Genomic DNA, 21,440 nt, shown 5'->3' with positions numbered 1-21,440 from the left:
ATATCAGGGAGGCGGGTGCCGCCTGATATATCAGGGTTTTCCCCTACATCGGCGCCCGACGTGCGTTAGAATCGCCGCTTGTATCGCCGGCATGTGGGTTCACTTCCAACCCGCCGCGCAGAAAACGACGGCGCCCCCCGCAGTCTGAATCAACGTTGGTATTACTCGGCTTGATCAGTCTGTCGACGCTGCACGCTAATTAGAAGTGACTCCCATGACTCAATCGGACAAGAAGACCGCCGCACGCCGCGGCGGCAAGCCTTTCACCCGTCGTAAATTCATTGCAACCGCTGTCGGCGCCGCAGCCGCATGGGGCGGCTATTCGTACTTTTTTGGCAGTCAGTACCGCGCTGCCAAGGCCGATCGCAAGGTCGATGTGCTGCTGATTGGCGGCGGCATCATGAGCGCCACGCTGGGCGTTTATCTGAAAGAGCTGCAGCCGGACTGGACGTGCGAGGTGTTCGAGCGCCTGGACAAGGTTGCGGAAGAAAGCTCGAACGGCTGGAACAACGCCGGCACCGGACACTCGGCACTCTGCGAGCTGAACTACACGCCGATGGACGACAAGGGCAATGTCCATATCGACAAGGCCATCGACATCAACGAGAACTTCCAGATCTCGCGCCAGTTCTGGGCGCATCAGGTGCGCAAGGGTGTTTTAGGCAACCCGCGGGAGTTCATCAACGCGACGCCGCACATGAATCTGGTCTTCGGACAGGAGAACCGGGAGTTCATGCGCAAGCGCGTCGAGGCGCTGAAGGCTTCGCCGCTGTTCGCGGGCATGGAAATGACCACAGACCCGGCGAAGATTGCGGAGTGGATTCCCATCATGATGGAAGGCCGCAAGGCCGATGAGGTGGTCACCGCCACGCGTTCGCCACTCGGGACGGACGTGAATCTGGGCGAAATCACGCGTCAGTTCTACAAGCACCTGACCGGCAATGCAGGCGTGAAGGTCTCCACCGGCTACGAGGTGCGTTCGATTACGCGGAACGAGGACGGTAGCTGGCGCGTGTCCGCGTTCGACACGAAGGACGGCGCCCGGATTCAGACGGTAGATGCCCGAAACGTGTTCATTGGCGCGGGCGGCGCGGCATTGCCGCTGCTGCAACTGTCCGGTATCCCCGAGGCGGAGCAATACGGCGGCTTCCCGGTTGGCGGCGAGTTCCTCGTTACGGACAAGCCCGAGATTGCCTCGCGCCATTTGGCAAAGGTCTATGGCCTGGCGGATACCGGTTCGCCCCCCATGTCGGTGCCCCATCTGGATACCCGCGTGCTCGATGGCAAGAAGGTGATCCTCTTCGGGCCGTTTGCCACGTGGTCCAGCAAATTCCTCAAGAACGGCTCGTACTTCGACCTGGTCAAGGCGACGACCCCGTCGAACGTCATTCCTCAGTTGCAGGTCGGCGCTCACGAGTTTGCACTCGTGAAGTACCTGGCGCAGCAATTGGCGCTGTCGCGCGAAGAAAAGATGGCGGCGCTGCGCCACTACATGCCCGAGGCGAAGGACGAGGACTGGCGTCTGTGGGAGGCTGGACAACGCGTGCAGATCATCAAGAACGACCCGAAGAAAGGCGGGGTACTGAAGCTTGGCACGGAGGTTGTGGTATCTGGCGACCGTTCGGTATCTGCGCTGTTGGGCGCTTCACCCGGTGGCTCGACGTCGCCGGCGATCATGCTGTCGCTGCTTGAGCGCGTGTTCCCCGAGCAGATGAAATCGCCGGCCTGGCAGCAGAAGATTCGCGAGATCGTGCCCAGCTACGGCAAGAAGCTCAATGACAATCCGCAGCTTCTGGCAAAGGAATGGGCGACCACGGCCGAAACGCTGCAACTGGCCATCGCGCCGCCAAGCCTTGACGGCGTCACCCCGGCCACCGGCACCATGACGAACCCGGGCGTGGTGAAGAAGGTGCCGGATATGGCCTTGTAAGGCACCGGCACCGGAAGACAGTCGAGCAGATTGGCATGGTGAACCATCGTTCCGGTATCCGGGCAGGGGCGAGCGGGGTCCAGGCGCTTACGACGGCGATGGCGATTGACTTGGCGACTTGGCGGGCATTGCCAGTCGTAGCGGTGGTCGGCCCAACTGGCCGATCACAGTCCCTCGACTGAATCGACGCCACGAACGGCGCCTCACGAACCTCCAGGTCGCGTAACGCCGATCTGTGGATTTGCCCGAGCCTCCAGAAAATCCACCAGCATCTTTCCGACCGGCGACAGCGTATCGAAGTCGCGCGAGCAAATGGCAAACCGGCGGCGGGCCCAATCGTCGCGCAAGGGGATTGCGCGAATACCGAGTGCCTGTGCAACGGGTTCCGCAATCTCCTGCGGGATGATGGACAATCCCAGATTTGCGCGAACGCAGCGCAGCGCGGCATCGAATGTGGATACGACTGCCCGGTAGTCGATATGTCGGCCGAGAATTGCGGCATGTCGATTCAGCATGGTCTGGACGGCTGTTTGCGCCGGCATGCCGATATGCCGATGATCCAGCGTCTGCGCGAACGCGCAATTGTCAGCCTGGGCGAGCGGATGCGAACCATGCACGATCGCTGCCAGATGGTCTGCCCGATATGGGCGGGTCTGAAATCCTTCCAGGTCGGCCGCATCCCAGCAAATCGCCAGCGGTGCGGAGCCTTCGCGCAGCGACCGCACAACGTCGATGCTCAGGCTTTCCTCGATCGTGATCCCCACATCCTGATGACCCGGGATCTGCAGGAAGGCAGCGATGTCGTCCGGCAGCGATTCCGCCATCGACGATACCGTCGCCAGCAGGCGCACCTGACCCCGAATGCCCGAGCCAAAGTCAGCCATGTCGCGCGCCACGCGGTCGGCTGCGGCCAGCATTGCGCGTGCGTGAGTCAGCACAATTTCGCCAGCTGCGGTGGGCGCCACGCCACGGCGGCGGCGGTCCAGCAGACTTGTGCCGACCGTCTCCTCAAGCTGCGCCAGCCGCTTGCTGATTGCGGATGCCACGATATGTTGCTGCTCGCCAGCGCGCGCGATGTTCTGGGTTTCGCACACGGCGACGAATAGCCGGAGGGTGGTCAGGTCGAGATCTCGCATGCCTGGATTGTAGGCGCAGACATTCCGATATGGAACGATAGCGATGGCGGAAGATCGCTTTCGATTGTTTTTGGAACGGCATAGAGTGGCAGGTATCGCGTGTCTCTTCCCGGCGTCTCGCCGCAAGCCATGATCCCTGCATCGCATCACCAGAACCTGGCCGCCTGGCCGCTGCGCGCCGTCATCCGGGAAGTCGGATTGCGTGACGGGCTGCAGAGTGTTCAGACCATCGTCCCCACCGAACACAAGAAGCGCTGGATTCGTGCTGCCCACGCAGCAGGTCAGCGCGAGATCGAGGTGGGCTCGTTCGTCCCCGCACGACTGTTGCCGCAACTGGCCGATACCGCCGAGCTGGTGGCGTTCGCCCGCACGCTGCCGGGGCTGTTCGTCTCGGTGCTCGTGCCCAACCTGCGCGGCGCCGAGGATGCCATCGCCAGCGGTGCCGACCTGATGATCGTGCCGTTGTCCGCCAGCCATGCGCACAGCCTTGCCAATCTGCGCAAGTCTCCCGACGACGTGGTGGCCGAGGTGGCACGTATCCGCGCGGCGCGCGACGCCGCGGGGTCCAGGACGCTGATCGAAGGTGGCGTGGGCACGGCCTTTGGCTGCACGCTACAGGGTCGCGTGCAGCCCGATGAAGTACTGCGGCTGATGCAGGCGCTGCTCGACGCGGGCGCCGATCGCGTGAGCCTGGCCGACACGGTGGGCTACGCCGATCCGCGCATGGTGCGTGAGTTGTTCGAGCGCGCCGTGGCGATTGCCGGCGACCGCTTCTGGTGCGGCCATTTCCACGATACCCGCGGACTGGGCCTGGCCAATGTGCTGGCGGCCATGCAAACCGGCGTCACGCGCTTCGATGCCTGCCTCGCCGGCATCGGCGGCTGCCCGCACGCGCCCGGCGCCAGCGGCAACGTGACGACCGAAGACCTGGCGTACATGCTCGGCAGCATGGGCATCGAGACCGGCGTCGATATCGATGCACTGCTGGCATTGCGACAGCAGGTGAAAGGCTGGCTTGCCGGGGAAACGCTGCACGGCACGCTCTGGCGCGCCGGACTGCCCAAAACCTTTGCTGCCGGCGCCCACCGCGCGGTGGCTTGATCGACATCCTGGACCGTACCATGCAACAAGAGAACACCTCGCTGCCGTTGGCCGGCATCCGCGTCGTCGAATTCACCCATATGGTGATGGGGCCCACCTGCGGCATGATCCTGGCCGACCTGGGCGCCGAGGTCATCAAGGTGGAGCCGCCCGGTGGCGACAAGACCCGCAACCTTCCCGGCCTGGGCATCGGCTTTTTCCGCGCCTTCAACCGCAACAAGAAGAGCGTGGTGCTGGACATCACGACTGAAGAAGGGCGCGCGGCCGCGGCGGAACTGGCCGGGCAGAGCGATGTGCTGCTGGAAAACTTCCGGCCCGGCCTGATGGAAAAGCTCGGTCTTGACCATGCGACGCTGTCGGCGAAGTACCCGCACCTGATCTACGTTTCCCACAAGGGCTTCCTGCCCGGACCGTACGAAAAACGGCTGGCGCTGGATGAAGTGGTGCAGATGATGGGCGGCCTGTCCTACATGACAGGGCCGAAAGGACGGCCGCTGCGCGCGGGCACGTCGGTCAACGACATCATGGGCGGCATGTTCGGCGCCATCGGCGTGCTGGCCGCGCTGCGCGAACGCGACCGGACGGGCCGGGGACAGGAGATCCAGAGCGCGCTGTTCGAAAACTGCGTGTTCCTGGCGTCGCAGCATATGCAGCAGTTCGCGATGACGGGCGAGGCGCCGCCGCCGATGCCGTCGCGCGTGTCGGCGTGGAGCGTCTATGACGTCTTCACGCTGGCCGACGGCGAGCAGCTCTTCATCGGTGCGGTTAGCGACAAGCAGTTCGTCACGCTCTGCAACGTGCTCGGGCATGCAGAACTGGTCCACCGGCCCGAGTACCGCGATAACGTGTCCCGTGTGGCAGTGCGGCCCCAGTTGCTGGAAGAACTGGGCACCATCCTTCAGCACCATCGCGCCGATGCATTGATGCCGCAGCTCGAAGCCGCCGGCATTCCCTATGCGCCAATCGTCCGTCCAGACCAGCTACTTGACGATCCGCACCTGAAGGAGAGCGGTGGTCTTGTGCCGATGCAGGTGGACGACGGTTCGATCGCACCCACGGTCCTGCTGCCGCTCCTGATGGGCGGCAGGCGCCCGGGAGTCAGGTATCCGCTGCCCAGGCCCGGCGAGCACAACGACGAAGTGCTCGGACGCATGCCAAGGCCAGGTGATTGAGCCAGGCCCGATATTGCCTTACCGCTGTTCCCATAACAAAGACGGAGACAACCATGATTTCACGCCCCTACTGGAGGGCCGTGGCGGCTGCCACGGGATTTCTGCTCTGCACCGCGTTGCCCGCGCTGGCTCAAGGCGGCAAGCCGGTGCGGCTGATCCTGCCAATTAGCGCGGGCTCCGGCGTCGATGCCATCGCCCGTACCGCTGGCCCCGCGCTGAGCAAGGCCATGGGGCAACCCGTGGTGATCGAGAACCTGCCCGGAGCGGGGGGCATCACGGGTGCGGCCGCCGTGGTCAAGGCACAACCTGACGGCCTGACGCTGGGACTGGTGTCGAACAATCACGTGATCAACCCGAGCGTATTCAAGTCGATGCCCTTCGACCCGATCAAGGACGTGACGCCGATTAGCGTGATCGGCGCCACCCAGCTCGTGCTGGTGGTCAATCCGAAAGTCCCCGCGAAGAACGTCAAGGAACTGGTGGCGCTGCTCAAGGCAAAGCCCGATGCCTACAACTATGCGTCGTCGGGGAACGGCACGATCATCCACCTCGCGGGGGAGATGTTCCTGAGCGAAGCCGGCGTCAAGGCGAATCATATTCCGTACAAGGGCACCGGCCCGATGGTGACCGACCTGCTTGGCGGGCAGGTGGACATGGGCGTGGTGGCACTCAATGCCGCGTTGCCTTACCTGAAGGCCGGCACCTTGCGTGCCATTGGCGTGTGTGGCGATGCGCGTTCGCCCGTGGCTCCCGATGTGCCGACCATCGCCGAGCAGGGCCTGCCCGATTACCACGTGGAAGGCTGGTTCGCCGTCGTCGGCCCCGCCAACATGAAACCCGCCGATGTGAAGCGGGTACACGATGCCTTTGTCACGGCGTTTTCCAGCCCCGAGGTGGTCGAAGCGCTGAAGAAGCAGGCCACTGTCATCAAGCCTGGGTCCCCCGAGGCGGCCGCCCAATACTTCCGTACGGAAGCCGACCGTTACGCCGGCCTGGTGAAGAAGGCCAACGTCAAGGTCGAATAATCCATCCCACCGAGACCATGTCCATCTACCAGCTTTCGCGCCTGGTTTGATTACCAGCCATGCAAGCGTCGCCATTCGGTGATCTCGCCCTCTTCGGCGAGCGCCTGGTACGAGGGAAACTGCGCGCCCGTGGCACAAGCGTGGTTTGGCAGGATGCGCAGCCGTGTGCCGATCGGGAAACGCTTGGCGATGTCGGTATCCGTAGCATCCGCGCGCGACAGGATGCCATGTTCCTGGTTTGCGCCACGGAGGATGTAGCCCGGAATGACCGCACCATCCACTCCGCACACCTGGCCGTAGCCGAAGTCGCGTTTCTGGTTCTGCGTGCCGCGGTCGCGGCTCATGGCCATCCAGCCCGCATCGACGATGGCCCAGCCTTTGTCGGCTTGGTGGCCGATCACGGTGGTTATCACGCTCAGTGCGATGTCTTCGGTCGAACAAACGCCCACGTTGTGCATGACGAGGTCGAAGAAGACGTAAACGCCGGCGCGTACTTCTGTCACGCCTTGCAAGTGGTTCGCGGAGAGCGCTGTCGGCGTGGAGCCAACGCTGACCACCGGGCAGGGCAGGCCGGCTTCGCGCAGTCGATCGGCGGCGCGAACGCAGCCGGACCGCTCCTGCTCGGCCATCGCGGCAAGTGCCTCCGGCGTATCGAGTTCATAGCTGGAACCCGCGTGCGTCATCACGCCGCCGAGACGCGCACCGCCTTCGTGCAGCACGGTCGCGACGTCGATAAGTGCTGCCTCATCCGGGCGAATGCCGGAGCGGTGGCCGTCGGTATCGATCTCGATCCAGACTTCAAAGACCTCGCCGTTCTCCGCGCCGAAGGCAACGATGGCGCGCGCAGAATCCACGCTGTCGGTCACGATCTTCAGGTCGCAGCCCCGGCGGCGGAGCGCCAACGCTTGGGGCAGCTTGTTGGCCACCATGCCCACGCCGTAGAGGATGTCGGTGATGCCGTCGTCAAAAAAATGGGTCGCTTCCTTCAGTGTGGAGACGGTGATGCCGCTGGCCCCCGCTGCGATCTGCGCGCGTACGACCTCGGTGCACTTGCTGGTCTTGGCGTGCGGGCGGAAGCGCACGCCAAGCGCGTCCATGCGTGCCTGCATCCGTTGTATGTTCCGATGCATGCGCGTGGTGTCGATGACTGCCGCGGGAGTTTCCAACTGCATTAGCGACGTGGAGGAAGTGTTCATGTCGTCCGTGATCTTGTCAGTCCATGTATTGGCGCTTGGCCTTCAGTGCGGGTAAGTCTTCGCACAGGCCACGCGAGATGAGGCCCGGCACCGCGGCGGGCGCGGGGCCATCGCGGATCCTCTTAGCGGCTGGCAGCACGAAAGGACCCCAACCACGGCAGTGCCGGGGGCAGGGTCGAATACTCGACTTCCGGCGCGGGCGCACCGGCAGGCAATGCGAGGCCGATGCGGTTATGCCAATACGTGCGCAATCCCACCACTGAGGTACCGAACATGTCATAGCCGGAACCGGCCACGAAGGCCGCATCGGGTGCCTGCACGCGGAGTGCCTCCAGGGCAAGCTGGTACGGGCGCGGATCGGGCTTGTAGTAGCCGGCTGCCTCGGAAGTGACCACGACATCCCAGTCGACGCCCAACAGCGCGGCAGCGCGCTGCCCCAGGCGCTCGGAGCAGTTCGTCACGACTGCCAGCTTGCAATGCGGCCGCAGTGCCTGCAGCAATTCGCGGGCGCCGTCCCACGGTGGCAATTCGTCCCAGTGTGCTTCCAGCGCCTGCGGTGCCGTCGGAGGCAAGCCGACGTGTTCGGCCGCCTCCCGCACCAGTTGTTCATAACTCACGTAGGCGCCGCAGCCGTAGGTTCTCCGCAGGTATTCGGCCCGCCAGGCGCGGCCCGCGGCCTCGGACCCGGCGGCCGAGTTCCAGAGGGTCCAGGAGTCCAGCAATGCGGTGAGCAGGTCGAAAAGCACGGCACGCGGCCAGGCGGGCGAAAGGCGGGGAGCGACTTTGTCCATGAGATCCATTTACGAGATGGTTTGCGCAGCGGCGCACTGTCGTCAGAGGTTCCCAGTGTAGAAACGATAGCGTGGCTCGTGGTTAAATCCCGGAACATCAATCGTTAAGCTGAAGTGAATGATCCAGATCGAGGACCTGCGCCTGGTCGAGGCGCTGGCACAGTCACCCTCGCTTAGCGCGGCGGCGCGAACGCTGAATGTGACACCCCCGGCATTGTCAGCGCGCCTGCGCAAGCTGGAGTCCATCCTGGGCCTTGCGCTTGCCACCCGCACCGCCAGGCGGTTGAGCCTGACGCCCGAAGGCGAACGCTTCGCGCGTGAGAGTGCGGCGCTGCTGGCTCAGCTCCATGCGCTGCCCGAGTCTTTCAGGCGGGAGGACAGCCGGCTCACGGGAACGCTCCGTATTGCCGCCCCCTTTGGCTACGGACGGCACCATATCGCCCCACTGCTGGGGCGGTTTGCACTGGCCCATCCGGGCTTGCGCTTGCAGCTCGATTTGCATGAGACCCCCTGGCCAGACCGCCACGACTCGGATGCCGTGGTCCACATCGGCGCGGTACGCGATTCATCCTGGATCGCCCGCACACTGGCCCCCAATGCGCGCTGGCTGTGCGCCAGCCCGGCCTACTTGAGCCAGCACGGCACGCCCGCGGAGCCCCGCGACTTACTCTCGCACGCCTGCATCTGCATCCGGGAGAACGACGAGGACGCGACGCTGTGGCGCTTCCGTTGGCCGGGCGCCAGCGCAGGGCGGCGATCCCGGGCACGAGAGACAGTGCGTGTCGTGGCGGCCTACACCAGCAATGACGGCAGTATTGCGCGCCAGTGGGCAGAGCAGGGCCTGGGACTGGTGCTCCGTTCGGAATGGGACGTGGCCGACGCTGTCGCGCGCGGCAGACTCGTACGGGTGCTGGCTGACTGGGAGTTCGACAGCGCGCCGGTGACATTGTTGGTGCCGACGCGACGCGGACGTACGGCCCGTGTCCAAGCGGTGATGCAATTCCTGGAAGAGGCGTTGGGCGGCGACAGGCAGGATATGCAGTGAGGTGCGTGCGGCGCCGACTTGGGGACCCACGCAAATATCGAGACCATCGCTGATGGAGCCAGGAAAAGCCTTCAGGCCACGTGCTGTTCCAAGCCCGCACACAGTGCGTCGAACGGCACCTTGCAGCGCGCGCTGTGGCGCAGATCCTCATGCATCGCGACCCACATTTCGAGTGGAAAGGTGAAGTCGTCGGCCAGCACGCGGACAAGGTCAGGATAGCGCCGAGCCAGCGCAACCTGGCAGACGCCAATGCCTGCGCCTGCGCGGATCAGTGCGAATTGAGCCAGGTCGCTGTCCGTGCGCACCGTAAAGGCATCCCGACGCCAGCCGGGGAGCGTCTTGCTTCCCGCCCGCAGGAACGGCGTCTCCTCGTCGAAACCGATCAACGCATGCTTTGCCAGCTCGGCGGGCTTCTCGGGGATTCCCCGTTTGCTCAAATAGTGTCGGTGCGCATGCAGGCCCAGTTGGACGACACCTATGCGCCGGGCCAGCAAGGCGTCCTGGTCAGGGCGCGTCATGCGAACGGCAATGTCGGCTTCGCGCAGCAGCAGGTCCTGGACACGGTTCGTCAGCGCCAGTTCGACCTTGAGTCCCGGGTGCGCCGCCTGTAGTTGCGCGACGATAGGGGGCAGAACCTCGGCGCCTATGACTTCGCTCGCGCTGATGCGCACGGTTCCCTTGACGTCGCCCTGGCTTTCCGCGGCGCGCATCAGGGCAGCTGCGGAAGTGCTCATGGCCTCGGCGTAGGGCTTGAGTTCGAGCGCGGCCGGAGTTGGGAGCAGCCCCGTCTGCGAGCGGGTGAAGAGGTTGAGCCCCAGGGACTTCTCCAGTGCTTCGACATGGCGACCCACTGTCGGTTGGGCGAGCCCCAGCGCGCGTGCGGCGCCAGACAGCGAGCCTTCCTGCAGCACACAGAGGTAAGAGCGATAGAGTTCCCAGCTAGGTTCCGTACCCATACAAAAATGTATATCAGCTATACGATGTTTGCCAATTTTATTATAACGACGGCGCATTGAAAATGCTCCCATGTTCAACGGAGATTCGAGATGCAAACCGACAAGGCAGCATTGGTTCTTGGTGCTACAGGCGGCATCGGTGGGGAAGTCGCCCGGCAGCTTCGGGACGCGGGCTGGCGCGTGCGCGGGCTCACGCGCAGCCAACACGCCCTCGCGACTGACGATGGCATCACTTGGATCGCCGGTGATGCAATGCGTCGAGACGATGTCGTGGCGGCCGCGCAGGGGTGCTCGGTAATCGTGCACGCGGTGAATCCGCAGGGTTACCGCCGCTGGGCAGAACTGGTGCTGCCCATGCTCGACAACACGATCGCCGCGGCGACAATACAAGGCGCCACCATCTTGCTGCCCGGTACCGTCTATAACTTCGGTCCGGACGCCTTCCCGGAACCGCATGAAGGCTCGCCCCAGCATCCGCTCACGCGCAAGGGAGGCATCCGGGTGGAGCTGGAACGGCGTCTGCGTTTGGCCACAGCCAGCGGCGTGCGTACGATAGTGGTTCGTGCGGGCGACTTCTTTGGCCCGAAACCTGGCAATAGCTGGTTCTCCCAGGCAATGGTCAAATCAGGCCGGGCCGTTACCGCCATCAGCCTCCCGGGCCGAAAGGGCATTGGGCATCAGTGGTCGTATCTGCCCGACGTGGCGCGCACGATGGTGGAACTGCTCGCGCGGCGCGAATCGCTGGAACCGTTTGCGGCATTCCACATGGCAGGGCATTGGGACGAGGACGGCATGCAAATGGCTGAAGCCATTCGCCGCGTCGTGGTTCGTCATGGCGGCCGTGTGCCAACGCTGCGCCCGTTCCCGTGGTGGCTGCTCAGTGTCGCCTCGCCCTTCGTCACCACTTTCCGCGAGATGCGCGAGATGCGTTACCTATGGCAGCAGCCGGTGCGCATGACCAACGACAAGCTGCTATCCGTGCTCGGAGAGGAACCACACACGTCGCTCGATCGTGCCATTGAGGCGACGTTGCACGGCATGGGGTGCCTCGAAGCGCCGGATCAGAATGTCCTCTTCCTGAACCTATACTGGTAGCGGCTGAGTTGGAACTGGAGCGCCGCCATGACCAATCTGCGATTCCGTCACGCCGAAACGGACCCATACGATACCGTGGAGTCGCTTGTCCTCGATCTTCTGGAATGGATTGGACCCAACGCGCGACCTTACATCGAGGTCATCGAAGCCTGGCGTACCTCGTGCCCTCGCCTGCCGGTTTGGGAAGAAGCCAACGCGCGAGGTTATCTGACACGCATCCATTCACCCGGCGGCGCCGAGGTGAAAGTCAGCGAGGCCGGCGCCGCCCATTTGCGAATCAGTCGGGGCAGGCCTCCTCATACGAGGGCCTGCGGTGGCGATCCTCAAGCGTAGGGCGGCAGACTTACCCCTTGTTGTCTATCGCTCAAGGGCCAGCACGCTGGCTGTTATGTCGGCCGCCGTTGCGGCAAGGATTCGCCGATAGGCACTCACCACGCCATCCACCTGCCCGGGTGCTGGCATCTCGGTTTCGGTACGGCCACTCAGGACCTTGCCGTCTGGCAGACGCTTCACGGTCCAGGCGATGGTTGCTGCGGCCTGCTTTCCCAAAGCGGCGTCGAGGATGACCACCTCGGCGGTCACGCGCACGGCTGCCTGGGTGGCGGGCAGGCCCTGCTGGTAGATATCGACCGCATCAAGACGAGACTGCAACTGCTGCGACAGTGCATCGCGAAGCTCGTCCGGCAATGGAGACATCCAGCGAGATGTGTCTAGCAACTTGACGCCACCGTCAGCGCCGTCGCTCACCACCAACTGAGCGCGATTCAGGCGCTCGGGGACACGCACTGGCCTGACCTCGATCCATCGCGGCTCGGATGTACGGCCAGCGCTTCCCGGTGCGGCCCTTGCTGTGTCGGATGAACGTGCCGCCAATGTGTAATAGCGCGGCTCGGGCGACGCGCAACCGTTGATCATGACTGTAGCCGCGATGACCAGCGGAATCAGTATGCTGGAACGTGTCATGGTTTCTCTTCCCTCTTCCCCTGCAAGAGCGCTTCCGGATGCCGCTCGAGATAGTCTGTGAGCGTGCGCAGCGAAGCGGCAGCCCGCGTGAGTTCCTGCATCATCCGGCGGGTGTCCTGCTGCAGGGACGCGTCGGGCGCCAGCGCGCCATTGGCCGTGGCTAGCGTGCGGCGCGCGTCCTGCAGCGCCGCAAGCACCTGCGGGGCCACGTCGCCATTGACCTGCGCCACGAGCTTGTCTGCGTTGACCAGCATCTTGTTCATCGACACCATCGCCGTGCGCGCGTCCTGTCCGATCTGGTCGAACGGGACTTTGCCGATCTTGGTCACGATGTCACCAAGCTTGGCTTGCAGTTCGTCGAAGGTCCCTGGCGTGGTGGGGAGTTGCGGCGGCGACGCGTTCAGGTCGATCTCATCCGGTAGAGGCGCCTTTGGAAAGAAGTCGAGGGCTACGTATAGCTGGCCGGTCAGCAGGTTTCCAGTGCGCAGTTGCGCACGCATGCCGCGCTGTACCAGGCTATGCACGATGGCGAGCTTGCGCGTATCGTCGGCCACGTCCTGATCGCGCAGACCCATGCGGGAAGGATAGAGTTCCACGACCACGGGCATCCGGAAGGCCTTCCTGTCGCGCTGGTATTCGATGCCGATCGAACGCACCTGTCCGACAGTCACGCCTCGGAAATCGATGGGCGCTCCCGGCGACAGGCCCCGCACAGACTGGTCGAAATTGAGCACTGCCAGCGCGGGAGCAAGCTCCTCCGGCTCCTTCATGGCTTCGGACTGGTCAGCAGCCAGCAGGAATTCGGTGTTCTCCGCGGCCGCGGTGTGCGCAGTGGAGTGCTCCGGCGCCTGGAACGCCACGCCGCCGAGCATCACGGTGACAAGGGACTGCGTGGACAGCTTCAACCCGTTGGCGTCGAGCTTGAGGTCAACGCCGCTGGCGTGCCAGAAGCGCGTATCGGCGGAGACAAGCCTGTCATAGGGTTTGTCGACGAACACTCGCAATGTGATGTCGCGACCGTTGGGATCGAGCTGGTAGGACACGACATGGCCGACCGGGACGCGACGGTAGTAGACAGGAGACCCCACGTCGAGAGAGCCGAGGTCTTGTGCGTGCAACACAAACTGCCTGCCCGACGCATCGGTGGTGATCACGGGCGGCACTTCGAGTCCGGTGAAGCTGTGCTTCGTGTCAGCAGATTTGCCTGCATCGACCCCGATATAGGCGCCGGATAGCAGCGTCTCGAGCCCCGACACGCCGCTGAGGGCAAATCGCGGCCGTACCACCCAGAAACGCGAATCGGCCACGGCGAAGCTCTTTGCATCCTTGGTCAGGGCAATCGTCGCGATCACGTGCGAGCGGTCCGCCGCCAGCCGGGCCGTTTTGACCAGGCCGATATCGACGTCCTTGTATCGGACGGGGGTTTTGCCGGGCGTCAGGCCTTCTGCGGTGCGGAAGGTGACCGTGATCTCCGGCCCGCGCGATGCAAGTGTGCTGACGAGCAGCGAGAGGCCGACCACCGCCGCCACGATGGGTATCAGCCAGACCAGCGAAGGCAGCCACCGCGCGGGCGGCTTGCGGACCGGCTCCGGTATGGCTGGTGGCGCGGCGGGATCAAAGTGTTCCGTCATGATTGACTACCGAGAAATCGAGTGGGCGAGGCGGGCGCATCCAGGCTGTCCCACAGCAGCCGGGGATCGAAGCATAGTGAGGCGAGCATGGTGAGCACGACGACCGAGGCGAACGCCAGGGCTCCGGCGCCTGGTGTAATGGTGGCCAGCGACCCGGCCCGCACCAGCGAGGCGAGCAATGCGACGACGAAGACATCGAGCATGGACCATCGTCCAATGACTTCGACCACCGTATAGAGCCGGGTCTGCTCGCGAAGGCGCCAGGTCGAGCGGCGGCGCACCGTCAGCAACAGCAGCGTCAGGATCATCATCTTGAGCAGCGGCACGACAACGCTGGCAATCAGCACGACCAAAAAGAGCATGTGAGAGCCCGAAAGCCACAGGTAGATCACGCCCGACAGGATCGTGTCGTGCTGGGTGCCAAAGATCGACTGCGTCACCATGATCGGCAGCAGATTGGCCGGGATATAGAGCAGGTAGGCGGAGAGCAGGAAGGCCCAGGCGCGTGCCATGCTGGCTGGCTTGCGACGATGCAACGTGGCGCCGCAGCGCGGGCAGGGCGCGCCTTGCAGCGTCAGCGGGCTGAGGAGGTCGCAGGCATGACAAGCCAGCAGGCCCTGCCCGGTCGCCGTGGGGTAACACAAGCGGTCTGCGTTCATGATGCGGTATCCGTGGGGACGGCCCGCGCGCCATTCCCGCTTCGCGCATCGGGCTGGTGCCAGAGGTCGCGCGGAGGAAACGACAGGATGGCGGCAAGCACTACCACCAATGCGCCGAACGACCAGAGCGAAACGCCCGGCATTACCTGCGCGACGGTCAATAGTTTCACCAGCGTGACCAGCACGCCGATCATGAACACCTCGATCATGCCCCATGGGCGGGTCAGCAGAATGGCGCGTGCGATGTGGTGGAACGCACGAGGCATGCGGCGCCGGGCCATCGGCAGGAGCACAAAGCCCATCATGAGCAGCTCGCCCAGGGGCACCAGGAGCGTCGTGACGAACACGAGCACGGCCACTAGCGTCATATCGTCGGCGTGGAGGGCCTGTATCGCGCCCCATAGGGTGGTCTCGACGCGCGTGCCCTTGAGGTCCATGGCGACGATCGGGTACATGTTCGAGATGAGAAACAGAATCACCGCGGTCACGACGAGCGGCAGCAGGCGGCGGTAGGCCCCCGTGCTGTTGCGGTACAGCTCCGTACCGCAGCGCAGGCAAACGGCCCGTTCAGCGTCGCCCAGTGCCGTGCGGACATGGAGTGCGTCGCAATGCTCGCATGCGATCAGCCGATCCGGATCTTGACTTGGAGGCAGCGGAGGCAACTGAGGGTGACGCACGGAGGGGGCCCGGAACAGGTGATGAAGTCCGGCATTCTGCTACATAATGACTAATATGTCATGATGACGTTCACTATTTTACAAATTATGGTGGCGAGCGGTTGGCGTGCAGGATGCCCGTCTTGCGCTGTGCCATAATCGCCCGTCACATAAGCTCCTCTTGCTGAAGATGCCCGCCGATCCCGAATTCCAAGACCATCGCCCGCGTGTTGCCGCTGAACGGCGTGCGCGCATGCGCAGGCGGCTCATCGAGAGCGCGATGATCGTCTTCGCGCAGCGGGGCATGGGTTCCAGCGTGATCCCGGAGGTGATCGCGGCGGCCGGTGTCTCGCAGGGTTCCTTCTATAACTACTTCCGCACCAACGATGATCTGCTGGCGGCCGTCAGCGACGCGCTCAGTCACGACATGGTGCAAATGATCGAGGGCGTCTTGGCGGAGGTCGACGATCCGGCGCTGCGTTTCGCTACCGCCGGCCGGCTGTATCTGCACCTGGTGCGAGCCTATCCCGTTGTCGCCCGCTTCCTTGCCGCTACGAGTTTCAGTCTCGTGGGAAAGAAGAGCGCGATATACGAACATCTGCCAGCCGATATCAAGGAGGGCGTGAAGCGCGGCACGTTCGACGAGGATGCCGCCGACGTTGGGGTGGACATGGCGACGGGCGCTGCGCTCATCGCCGTCCAGCGTATTGCGAATGGCAGAACGGCCAAGGACTACCCGGAACGCATCGTTCGTGCGGTGTTGAGATCGCTCGGTGTATCGGCGGCCGGCGCCGCAAAGTTGATCGCGGCGCCCCTGCCAAAACTTGTCGCGCCGCCGGAATCGCTGCTCAAGACGGCGCAGCAGAAGCTCGCCGCCCTCGCCGACGCCTCCAGTTAGCCATGCCGCGCCTGTGACGCGTCGAGCATCGCGGCTTCGAGCATGTCCTCGAAAAGCACGATGTTGGCGTTGAGCGGCGAACTGGATATGGCGTCGGCCGTAGTACTCTCCACGCCCAAGGCGCGCAATGCCACGGCAGCCGCCAGTTCGGAAAAATCATCCTTGCATCCGCTCTCCAGCATGCGGTGCATCGCGCTCATTGCGGCGCCGGTAACAATATTGAACGCCAGCGTGAGCGGCATGGGCGTGAAACGATTGCGGCGCACCCCATCCTCCAGGTCCCGGCGCACGAATTCCAGCATGCTCGGCGCCTGGTAACCCGACCATCCAAAGCGTCCCAGAATGCCGGCCACACCCGGCTGGCGTACCGCCAGCATCGACGCCAGCCGTATGCCGCGGGAGATGTGTTCGGCAGGATCGTCATGGCTCCTGACGACGGGGTCTGCGGCACGTACCCACTGCTCGGCCACCCTCCCTATCAGCTCGCGCATGATCGCTTCGGACGACGGAAAGTACTTGTAGAACGTTCCACGCGACACCTGCGCCGCGCAGATGATGTCATCGATCGAAGGCGAAGGGTCGCGGTTCTCCACCAGCAAGCGCAACGTACTGCTCAATAGCAGCGCGCGCATGCGCTGCCTCCGTTTGGCCGCAACGCGCTGACGATGATCGGTCGCCTCCCACATCTCGCCCGCTGCGGAAAATCCCTGCTCTATCGCTCTCATTGATCGGTTCTCTCCTTTCAGGGGAATCGGATACGCATGGCCATGCGCCTTCTTCGCCGCATAGGCTTGTGCCCCGCGAGGTTGCTCCGGCCACACATACAAAATAAATTAAACATCAGTCTGACTACCGCGTCATTATGAGGTATATTTCGCGCTCTGGGGAAGGGCGGATGCCCAAACAGACCTGCTGTCACTGACGCCCCGGAACGAGCCCTTTGTATTGGCTCGGTGGCGCGAACCGCAGATGACTCGCAGGCGAGTGACGGACCTACTGGAGCGTAGAAATTGAACAGGAAGCATCGAGCAGTAATGCTCACCATCATCGCGGCGGCGAGCTTGCTGGCGGCGTGCACAGAGAAACCTGCGTCCGAACAGTCGGACGTGCGGCCGGTGCGGACCGTCGTCGTAGGGCGTAGCAGCGGCACCATCGGCGCCAACTATTCGGGAGAAATCCGTGCGCGTTACGAAAGCCAGCTGGGCTTCCGGACGGCGGGGAAGATCGTTGCCCGGATGGTGGAAGTGGGCAGCCATGTCAAGCGCGGGCAGCCGTTGCTGCAGCTCGATCCCACCCAGGAAGCCTTGCAGGTTGCCGCGGCCGGCGCGGATGCGGACGCTGCGAGAAGCCGGGTAGCCCAGGCCCGGGTGGACGTAAAGCGCACCGAACAACTGCTGGCACAGAACTTTGCTTCGCAGGCTGAACTGGACCAGCAGCGCCTGGCGTTGAGCCAGGCCGAAGCCCAGCTTCGCTCGGCGCAGGCGCGCCAGCAACTGAACGCCAACATGCGCGGATTCACGACACTCGTGGCTGACCGCGACGGGGTGGTCAGCGCCATCAACGCCGAAGCCGGCCAGGTCGTCTCGGCCGGCCAGTCGATCGTCACCGTTGCGGCCGACGGCGAGCGCGAAGTGTCGATCAGCATTCCCGAGTCGCGCGTCGATGAACTACGCAAGGCCCAGAAGCTCGCGATCACGGTGTGGGCGCATCCGGAAAAGTCCTGGAGCGGCAAGCTTCGCGAGCTGGCGCCGGATGCTGACAGTGTCACGCGCACTTACTCGGCGCGCATTTCGATCCTGGAAGCGGACGCCGACCCCAGCCTCCTGCGGCTGGGCATGACCGCATCCGTCATGGTTCCCGACGTGGACGGCAGTGGCGCGGTTCGCGTGCCGCTGACCGCCATCGTCGATCACGAGCGCAGCCGGCACGTGTGGGTGGTGGACTCCAAGACGTCGCGCGTGATGTCCCGTGAAGTGAAGCTCGGTGCGGCTCAGAACGACAGCGTCATTGTGGCGGCGGGCCTCGCGGGCGGCGAGACGGTGGTGACCGCCGGCGTGCACATGCTGCAGCCCGGCCAGCAGGTGAAGGTGGCGGAAGCGATGACCGTCGCCCAGGCGGGAGGTTCGAAGTGAAAGGTGTCAATCTGTCCGAATGGGCGCTTAAACACCCGCAGATGATCGCGTTCCTGCTGTTGCTGTTGTCCGTGGCCGGCGTGCTGACATACGGCAGCCTTGGCCAGAAGGAAGACCCCGAGTTCACGATCAAGACCATGGTGGTGCAGGCCTACTGGCCGGGAAGCTCCGCGCAGCAGATGGCCGACCAGGTGGCCGACAAGCTCGAGCGCAAGTTGCAGGAGGTCGCGGAGATTGACTATACGTCCACCTACGTCAAGCCGGGTGAGGCGCAGATCAAGGTCAACCTGCGCGAAGACGTTCCGCGATCCGCCGTGCCGGATGTGTGGTATCAGGTTCGCAAGAAGCTTGGTGACATCCGCCATACCCTGCCGCAGGGCACGCAAGGGCCGTTCTTCAATGACGAGTTCGGTGACACGTTCGGCAATCTGTATGCCATCACTGGCGACGGATTCAACTATGACGACCTGAGGCGGATCGCCGATGCGGCGCGCAACGAGTTCCTTCGTGTTGACGATGTCAACAAGGTCGATCTCGTGGGCAAGCAGGAGCAAAAGATCTATGTGGAAGTTTCCACTGCCAAGCTTGCGTCTCTCGGGATCGATCCGGCCCTGATTGCCCAGACCCTCGCTCAGACTAACGTAGTGTCGTCGGGCGGCACGGTGCAGACCAGCGCCGAACGAGTACGGCTGGACGTGAGCGGCGAGTTTGACTCCGTAGAGGGCATTCGCGCCATCGGCATCCGCGCCGGCCAGCGTACCTTCCGGCTGGGCGATATCGCCGATGTCCGTCGCGGTTTTGTCGAGCCGGCCACTTCGCGGATGCGCTTCAACGGCAACGAGGCCATCGGCCTTGCAGTGAGCATGCGCAAGGGCGGCGACGTGATCCGACTTGGCGCGAAGCTCGATGAAACGGTCAAGCGCATCGAGGCCACCTTGCCGGTCGGCGTGCAGATTCATGCAGTCAGCGATCAGCCACGCATCGTCGAGCATTCCGTCTTCGAATTCAGGAAGAGCCTCGCCGAGGCAGTGGTCATCGTGCTCGTCGTGAGTTTCCTGTCGCTGGGCCTGCGGACCGGGCTGGTGGTTGCGCTGAGCATACCGCTGGTGCTGGCCATGACATTCCTGGCCATGTACGTGATGGGGATCGACCTGCAACGCATCTCGCTCGGTGCGCTGATTATCGCGCTTGGCTTGCTGGTGGACGACGCCATCATTGCCGTCGAAATGATGGCGCTGAAGCTTGAGCAGGGCTGGGACAAGTTCCGCGCGGCCACCTACGCCTACACGGCCACTGCGTTCCCGATGCTTACCGGCACGCTGATCACGGCGGCGGGCTTTCTACCGGTCGGCTTCGCAAAGTCCGGCACCGGCGAGTATGTGTATTCGTTGTTTCAGGTGGTGGGAATCTCGCTGCTGTTGTCCTGGCTGGTGGCCGTGCTGTTTACCCCGTATATCGGGTTCAAGCTGTTGAAGGAGCATGCCCACGCCTCGCATGACGAGGAGGCGGTCTACCAGCGCGGCTTCTATGTCAAATTCCGCCGCTTCATGGATTTCTGCTTGCGGCAACGCGTCTGGGTGCTCGGCATCACGCTTGCGGCGTTCGTCGGCGCGCTCATGCTGTTCAAGGCAGTGCCCCAGCAGTTCTTTCCTGCGTCGGACCGTGCCGAGCTGATCGTGGACATGTGGATGCCCGAGGCTTCGACGTTCGAAGCGAGTCAGCGCGAGGTGCAGAAGCTTGAAGCGATGCTCAAGGGCGATCCGGACATTGCCGCGGTGACGAGCTTCGTGGGCAATGGCGCGCCGCGCTTCTACCTGCCGCTCGATGCCCAGACCCCGAACCTGAACCTTGGCGAAATGATGGTGATGACCAAGGGCGGCGAGGCGCGTGAGCGCGCGAAGGAAAAGCTCGAGAAGTTGTTCGCGGAGAAGTTTCCCAACGTACGTGGGCGGGTCAACCGCCTGGAGAATGGTCCGCCCGTTGGTTATCCAGTGCAATTCCGGGTCTATGGCCAGGACAACGACAAGGTCCGGGCTATCGGCGACAAGGTAGCAGCGATCATGCGCGAGGAGCCGCATGTGCGTCAGGTGAACCAGGACTGGAGCGAGCGCATCAAGCGCGTCCAGGTAGACGTCGATCAGGACAAGGCGCGTGCACTTGGCATTACGTCCGCCCAGATCAAGCAGGCACTCGAGGCGTCGATTTCCGGTACGCCGATCACACAGTTCCGGGAAGAAGACCAGGGTATCGACATCGTGTCGCGCCTCGTTGCGGCGGAGCGTACCGACCTGAACAACCTGAAGGACGCCAGGATCTATGTACGTGACGGGAAGTTCGTGCCGGTATCGCAGGTGGCCCGTCTCACCCTTGCCAGTGAAGATGGGGAACTGTGGCGACGCAATCGCGTGCCGACGATGACTGTCCGTGCTGACATCGCGGGCGCGCAGGCACCCGACGTCACCGGCGCGCTGCTGCCCCGGATCGAGGCTCTCCAGAAGGACCTGCCGCTCGGCTATGGCATCGACATCGGCGGTGCATCGGAATCGAGCGCGAAAGCCCAGCGTTCAGTGTTTGCGGTGATGCCGTGGACCATCATCGCCGTGCTGGTGCTGCTGATGATCCAGTTGCAGGACATGAAGAAGATGGCAATTGTCCTGATGACCGCGCCGCTCGGCCTGATCGGTGTGAGCGTGGTGCTGGCCACCTTCCGGATTCCGTTCGGCTTCGTTGCAATGCTCGGTGTCATCGCGCTGGCCGGCATGATCATCCGCAACTCGGTGATCTTGGTCGTGCAGATCGACGAGGACGTGCGTGCAGGCGTGCCGTTGTGGACGGCCATTGTCGAGTCGGCGGTGCGGCGGTTGCGTCCGATCGTGCTGACGGCACTGGCGGCCATCCTGGCGATGGTGCCGCTGACCCATTCGGTGTTCTGGGGCCCCATGGCGTGGGCAATCATGGGCGGCCTCGCCGTGGCCACGGTGCTGACGCTCGTGTTCCTGCCTGCCCTGTACGCGACGTGGTACCGGGCAAAGCGCCCCGCGACCGTCTGATCGC

Annotated in this window: 19 protein-coding genes; 10 read left to right on the top strand and 9 right to left on the bottom strand. The window is 63.8% G+C overall.

Annotated features, from left to right (window positions below):
• Positions 1–214: 214 nt before the first annotated feature.
• On the top strand, positions 215–1,930 hold the full coding sequence (gene mqo, locus AC24R4_RS05385; protein WP_487522452.1) for a malate dehydrogenase (quinone): 1,716 nt from the start codon (positions 215–217) through the stop codon (positions 1,928–1,930).
• A gap of 203 nt (positions 1,931–2,133) precedes the next feature.
• Here the strand turns inward: mqo and AC24R4_RS05380 are convergent, their stop codons facing one another.
• Positions 2,134–3,066, bottom strand: coding sequence for a LysR family transcriptional regulator (locus AC24R4_RS05380; protein WP_487522451.1), 933 nt, complete (start codon positions 3,064–3,066; stop codon positions 2,134–2,136).
• Positions 3,067–3,195: 129 nt separating this feature from the next.
• Between AC24R4_RS05380 and AC24R4_RS05375 the strand changes: the two genes are divergently transcribed.
• From AC24R4_RS05375 to AC24R4_RS05365, 3 genes are read left to right on the top strand one after another with little or no spacing between them, the layout of a single operon-like run.
• Positions 3,196–4,167, top strand: a complete 972-nt coding sequence (locus AC24R4_RS05375; RefSeq protein WP_487522450.1) for a hydroxymethylglutaryl-CoA lyase — start codon at positions 3,196–3,198, stop codon at positions 4,165–4,167.
• A gap of 20 nt (positions 4,168–4,187) precedes the next feature.
• Complete coding sequence (locus tag AC24R4_RS05370) at positions 4,188–5,339, top strand: CaiB/BaiF CoA transferase family protein (RefSeq protein WP_487522449.1); 1,152 nt, start codon at positions 4,188–4,190, stop codon at positions 5,337–5,339.
• A 53-nt stretch (positions 5,340–5,392) separates the two neighbouring features.
• On the top strand, positions 5,393–6,364 hold the full coding sequence (locus AC24R4_RS05365) for a tripartite tricarboxylate transporter substrate binding protein (RefSeq protein ID WP_487522448.1): 972 nt from the start codon (positions 5,393–5,395) through the stop codon (positions 6,362–6,364).
• Between the two features lie 50 nt (positions 6,365–6,414).
• On the opposite strand, the gene AC24R4_RS05360 is transcribed toward AC24R4_RS05365, so the two are convergent.
• Positions 6,415–7,560, bottom strand: coding sequence for a DSD1 family PLP-dependent enzyme (locus tag AC24R4_RS05360; RefSeq protein ID WP_487522447.1), 1,146 nt, complete (start codon positions 7,558–7,560; stop codon positions 6,415–6,417).
• Between the two features lie 122 nt (positions 7,561–7,682).
• The gene (locus AC24R4_RS05355; protein ID WP_487522988.1) at positions 7,683–8,351 is read right to left on the bottom strand and encodes an HAD family hydrolase; all 669 of its coding nucleotides are present in this window, start codon (positions 8,349–8,351) and stop codon (positions 7,683–7,685) included.
• A gap of 118 nt (positions 8,352–8,469) precedes the next feature.
• Between AC24R4_RS05355 and AC24R4_RS05350 the strand changes: the two genes are divergently transcribed.
• Complete coding sequence (locus AC24R4_RS05350) at positions 8,470–9,396, top strand: LysR family transcriptional regulator (protein ID WP_487522446.1); 927 nt, start codon at positions 8,470–8,472, stop codon at positions 9,394–9,396.
• Positions 9,397–9,467: 71 nt separating this feature from the next.
• Here the strand turns inward: AC24R4_RS05350 and AC24R4_RS05345 are convergent, their stop codons facing one another.
• Entirely contained in the window at positions 9,468–10,352 is an 885-nt protein-coding gene (locus AC24R4_RS05345; RefSeq protein WP_487522445.1) for a LysR family transcriptional regulator, read from the bottom strand.
• A gap of 90 nt (positions 10,353–10,442) precedes the next feature.
• Between AC24R4_RS05345 and AC24R4_RS05340 the strand changes: the two genes are divergently transcribed.
• Together AC24R4_RS05340 and AC24R4_RS05335 are read left to right on the top strand one after the other, a co-directional pair.
• A complete protein-coding gene (locus AC24R4_RS05340) occupies positions 10,443–11,447 on the top strand; it encodes an SDR family oxidoreductase (protein WP_487522444.1) in 1,005 nt (334 codons plus the stop codon).
• 27 nt (positions 11,448–11,474) lie between these two features.
• Positions 11,475–11,780: a 3-phosphoglycerate dehydrogenase gene (locus AC24R4_RS05335; RefSeq protein WP_487522443.1), complete on the top strand. Its 306-nt coding sequence runs from the start codon at positions 11,475–11,477 to the stop codon at positions 11,778–11,780.
• A 24-nt stretch (positions 11,781–11,804) separates the two neighbouring features.
• Here AC24R4_RS05335 and AC24R4_RS05330 read toward each other — a convergent pair whose 3' ends face one another.
• The 4 genes from AC24R4_RS05330 to AC24R4_RS05315 are packed head-to-tail and all read right to left on the bottom strand — an operon-like array spanning position 11,805 to position 15,377.
• Positions 11,805–12,410: a PqiC family protein gene (locus AC24R4_RS05330; RefSeq protein WP_400393275.1), complete on the bottom strand. Its 606-nt coding sequence runs from the start codon at positions 12,408–12,410 to the stop codon at positions 11,805–11,807.
• Positions 12,407–14,041 (bottom strand): PqiB family protein, encoded by a 1,635-nt coding sequence (locus AC24R4_RS05325; protein ID WP_400393273.1) that lies wholly within the window; start codon positions 14,039–14,041, stop codon positions 12,407–12,409. Before AC24R4_RS05325 ends, AC24R4_RS05330 begins: the two co-directional genes overlap by 4 nt.
• Positions 14,038–14,700: a paraquat-inducible protein A gene (locus AC24R4_RS05320; RefSeq protein ID WP_400393271.1), complete on the bottom strand. Its 663-nt coding sequence runs from the start codon at positions 14,698–14,700 to the stop codon at positions 14,038–14,040. Before AC24R4_RS05320 ends, AC24R4_RS05325 begins: the two co-directional genes overlap by 4 nt.
• The gene (locus tag AC24R4_RS05315) at positions 14,697–15,377 is read right to left on the bottom strand and encodes a paraquat-inducible protein A (protein ID WP_487522442.1); all 681 of its coding nucleotides are present in this window, start codon (positions 15,375–15,377) and stop codon (positions 14,697–14,699) included. The genes AC24R4_RS05320 and AC24R4_RS05315 overlap by 4 nt, the downstream gene beginning before the upstream one ends.
• 169 nt (positions 15,378–15,546) lie before the next feature.
• Between AC24R4_RS05315 and AC24R4_RS05310 the strand changes: the two genes are divergently transcribed.
• Entirely contained in the window at positions 15,547–16,254 is a 708-nt protein-coding gene (locus tag AC24R4_RS05310; protein ID WP_400393277.1) for a TetR/AcrR family transcriptional regulator, read from the top strand.
• Here AC24R4_RS05310 and AC24R4_RS05305 read toward each other — a convergent pair.
• Positions 16,251–16,886, bottom strand: coding sequence for a TetR/AcrR family transcriptional regulator (locus AC24R4_RS05305; protein ID WP_487522441.1), 636 nt, complete (start codon positions 16,884–16,886; stop codon positions 16,251–16,253). The two genes, AC24R4_RS05310 and AC24R4_RS05305, sit on opposite strands and share 4 nt — an antisense overlap.
• Before the next feature lie 402 nt (positions 16,887–17,288).
• Here AC24R4_RS05305 and AC24R4_RS05300 point away from each other — a divergent pair, with 402 nt between their 5' ends.
• Both AC24R4_RS05300 and AC24R4_RS05295 read left to right on the top strand, forming a co-directional pair.
• Positions 17,289–18,386, top strand: coding sequence for an efflux RND transporter periplasmic adaptor subunit (locus tag AC24R4_RS05300; protein WP_400393265.1), 1,098 nt, complete (start codon positions 17,289–17,291; stop codon positions 18,384–18,386).
• Positions 18,383–21,436, top strand: coding sequence for an efflux RND transporter permease subunit (locus tag AC24R4_RS05295; RefSeq protein ID WP_400393263.1), 3,054 nt, complete (start codon positions 18,383–18,385; stop codon positions 21,434–21,436). Before AC24R4_RS05300 ends, AC24R4_RS05295 begins: the two co-directional genes overlap by 4 nt.
• Positions 21,437–21,440 lie beyond the last annotated feature (4 nt).

The sequence above is a fragment of the Cupriavidus sp. CER-90 genome, from assembly GCF_057652055.1.
Note: the sequence above shows the minus strand (reverse complement) of the source record. Positions and strands in the feature narration are given on the sequence as shown.

Bases quoted from the DNA above. Each gene is read 5' to 3' on its own strand.
- mqo (WP_487522452.1), top strand. From the start codon at position 215: ATGACTCAATCGGACAAGAAGACCGCCGCACGCCGCGGCGGCAAGCCT.
- AC24R4_RS05380 (WP_487522451.1), bottom strand. From the start codon at position 3,066: ATGCGAGATCTCGACCTGACCACCCTCCGGCTATTCGTCGCCGTGTGC.
- AC24R4_RS05375 (WP_487522450.1), top strand. From the start codon at position 3,196: ATGATCCCTGCATCGCATCACCAGAACCTGGCCGCCTGGCCGCTGCGC.
- AC24R4_RS05370 (WP_487522449.1), top strand. From the start codon at position 4,188: ATGCAACAAGAGAACACCTCGCTGCCGTTGGCCGGCATCCGCGTCGTC.
- AC24R4_RS05365 (WP_487522448.1), top strand. From the start codon at position 5,393: ATGATTTCACGCCCCTACTGGAGGGCCGTGGCGGCTGCCACGGGATTT.
- AC24R4_RS05360 (WP_487522447.1), bottom strand. From the start codon at position 7,560: ATGAACACTTCCTCCACGTCGCTAATGCAGTTGGAAACTCCCGCGGCA.
- AC24R4_RS05355 (WP_487522988.1), bottom strand. From the start codon at position 8,351: ATGGACAAAGTCGCTCCCCGCCTTTCGCCCGCCTGGCCGCGTGCCGTG.
- AC24R4_RS05350 (WP_487522446.1), top strand. From the start codon at position 8,470: ATGATCCAGATCGAGGACCTGCGCCTGGTCGAGGCGCTGGCACAGTCA.
- AC24R4_RS05345 (WP_487522445.1), bottom strand. From the start codon at position 10,352: ATGGGTACGGAACCTAGCTGGGAACTCTATCGCTCTTACCTCTGTGTG.
- AC24R4_RS05340 (WP_487522444.1), top strand. From the start codon at position 10,443: ATGCAAACCGACAAGGCAGCATTGGTTCTTGGTGCTACAGGCGGCATC.
- AC24R4_RS05335 (WP_487522443.1), top strand. From the start codon at position 11,475: ATGACCAATCTGCGATTCCGTCACGCCGAAACGGACCCATACGATACC.
- AC24R4_RS05330 (WP_400393275.1), bottom strand. From the start codon at position 12,410: ATGACACGTTCCAGCATACTGATTCCGCTGGTCATCGCGGCTACAGTC.
- AC24R4_RS05325 (WP_400393273.1), bottom strand. From the start codon at position 14,041: ATGACGGAACACTTTGATCCCGCCGCGCCACCAGCCATACCGGAGCCG.
- AC24R4_RS05320 (WP_400393271.1), bottom strand. From the start codon at position 14,700: ATGAACGCAGACCGCTTGTGTTACCCCACGGCGACCGGGCAGGGCCTG.
- AC24R4_RS05310 (WP_400393277.1), top strand. From the start codon at position 15,547: ATGCCCGCCGATCCCGAATTCCAAGACCATCGCCCGCGTGTTGCCGCT.
- AC24R4_RS05305 (WP_487522441.1), bottom strand. From the start codon at position 16,886: ATGCGCGCGCTGCTATTGAGCAGTACGTTGCGCTTGCTGGTGGAGAAC.
- AC24R4_RS05300 (WP_400393265.1), top strand. From the start codon at position 17,289: ATGCTCACCATCATCGCGGCGGCGAGCTTGCTGGCGGCGTGCACAGAG.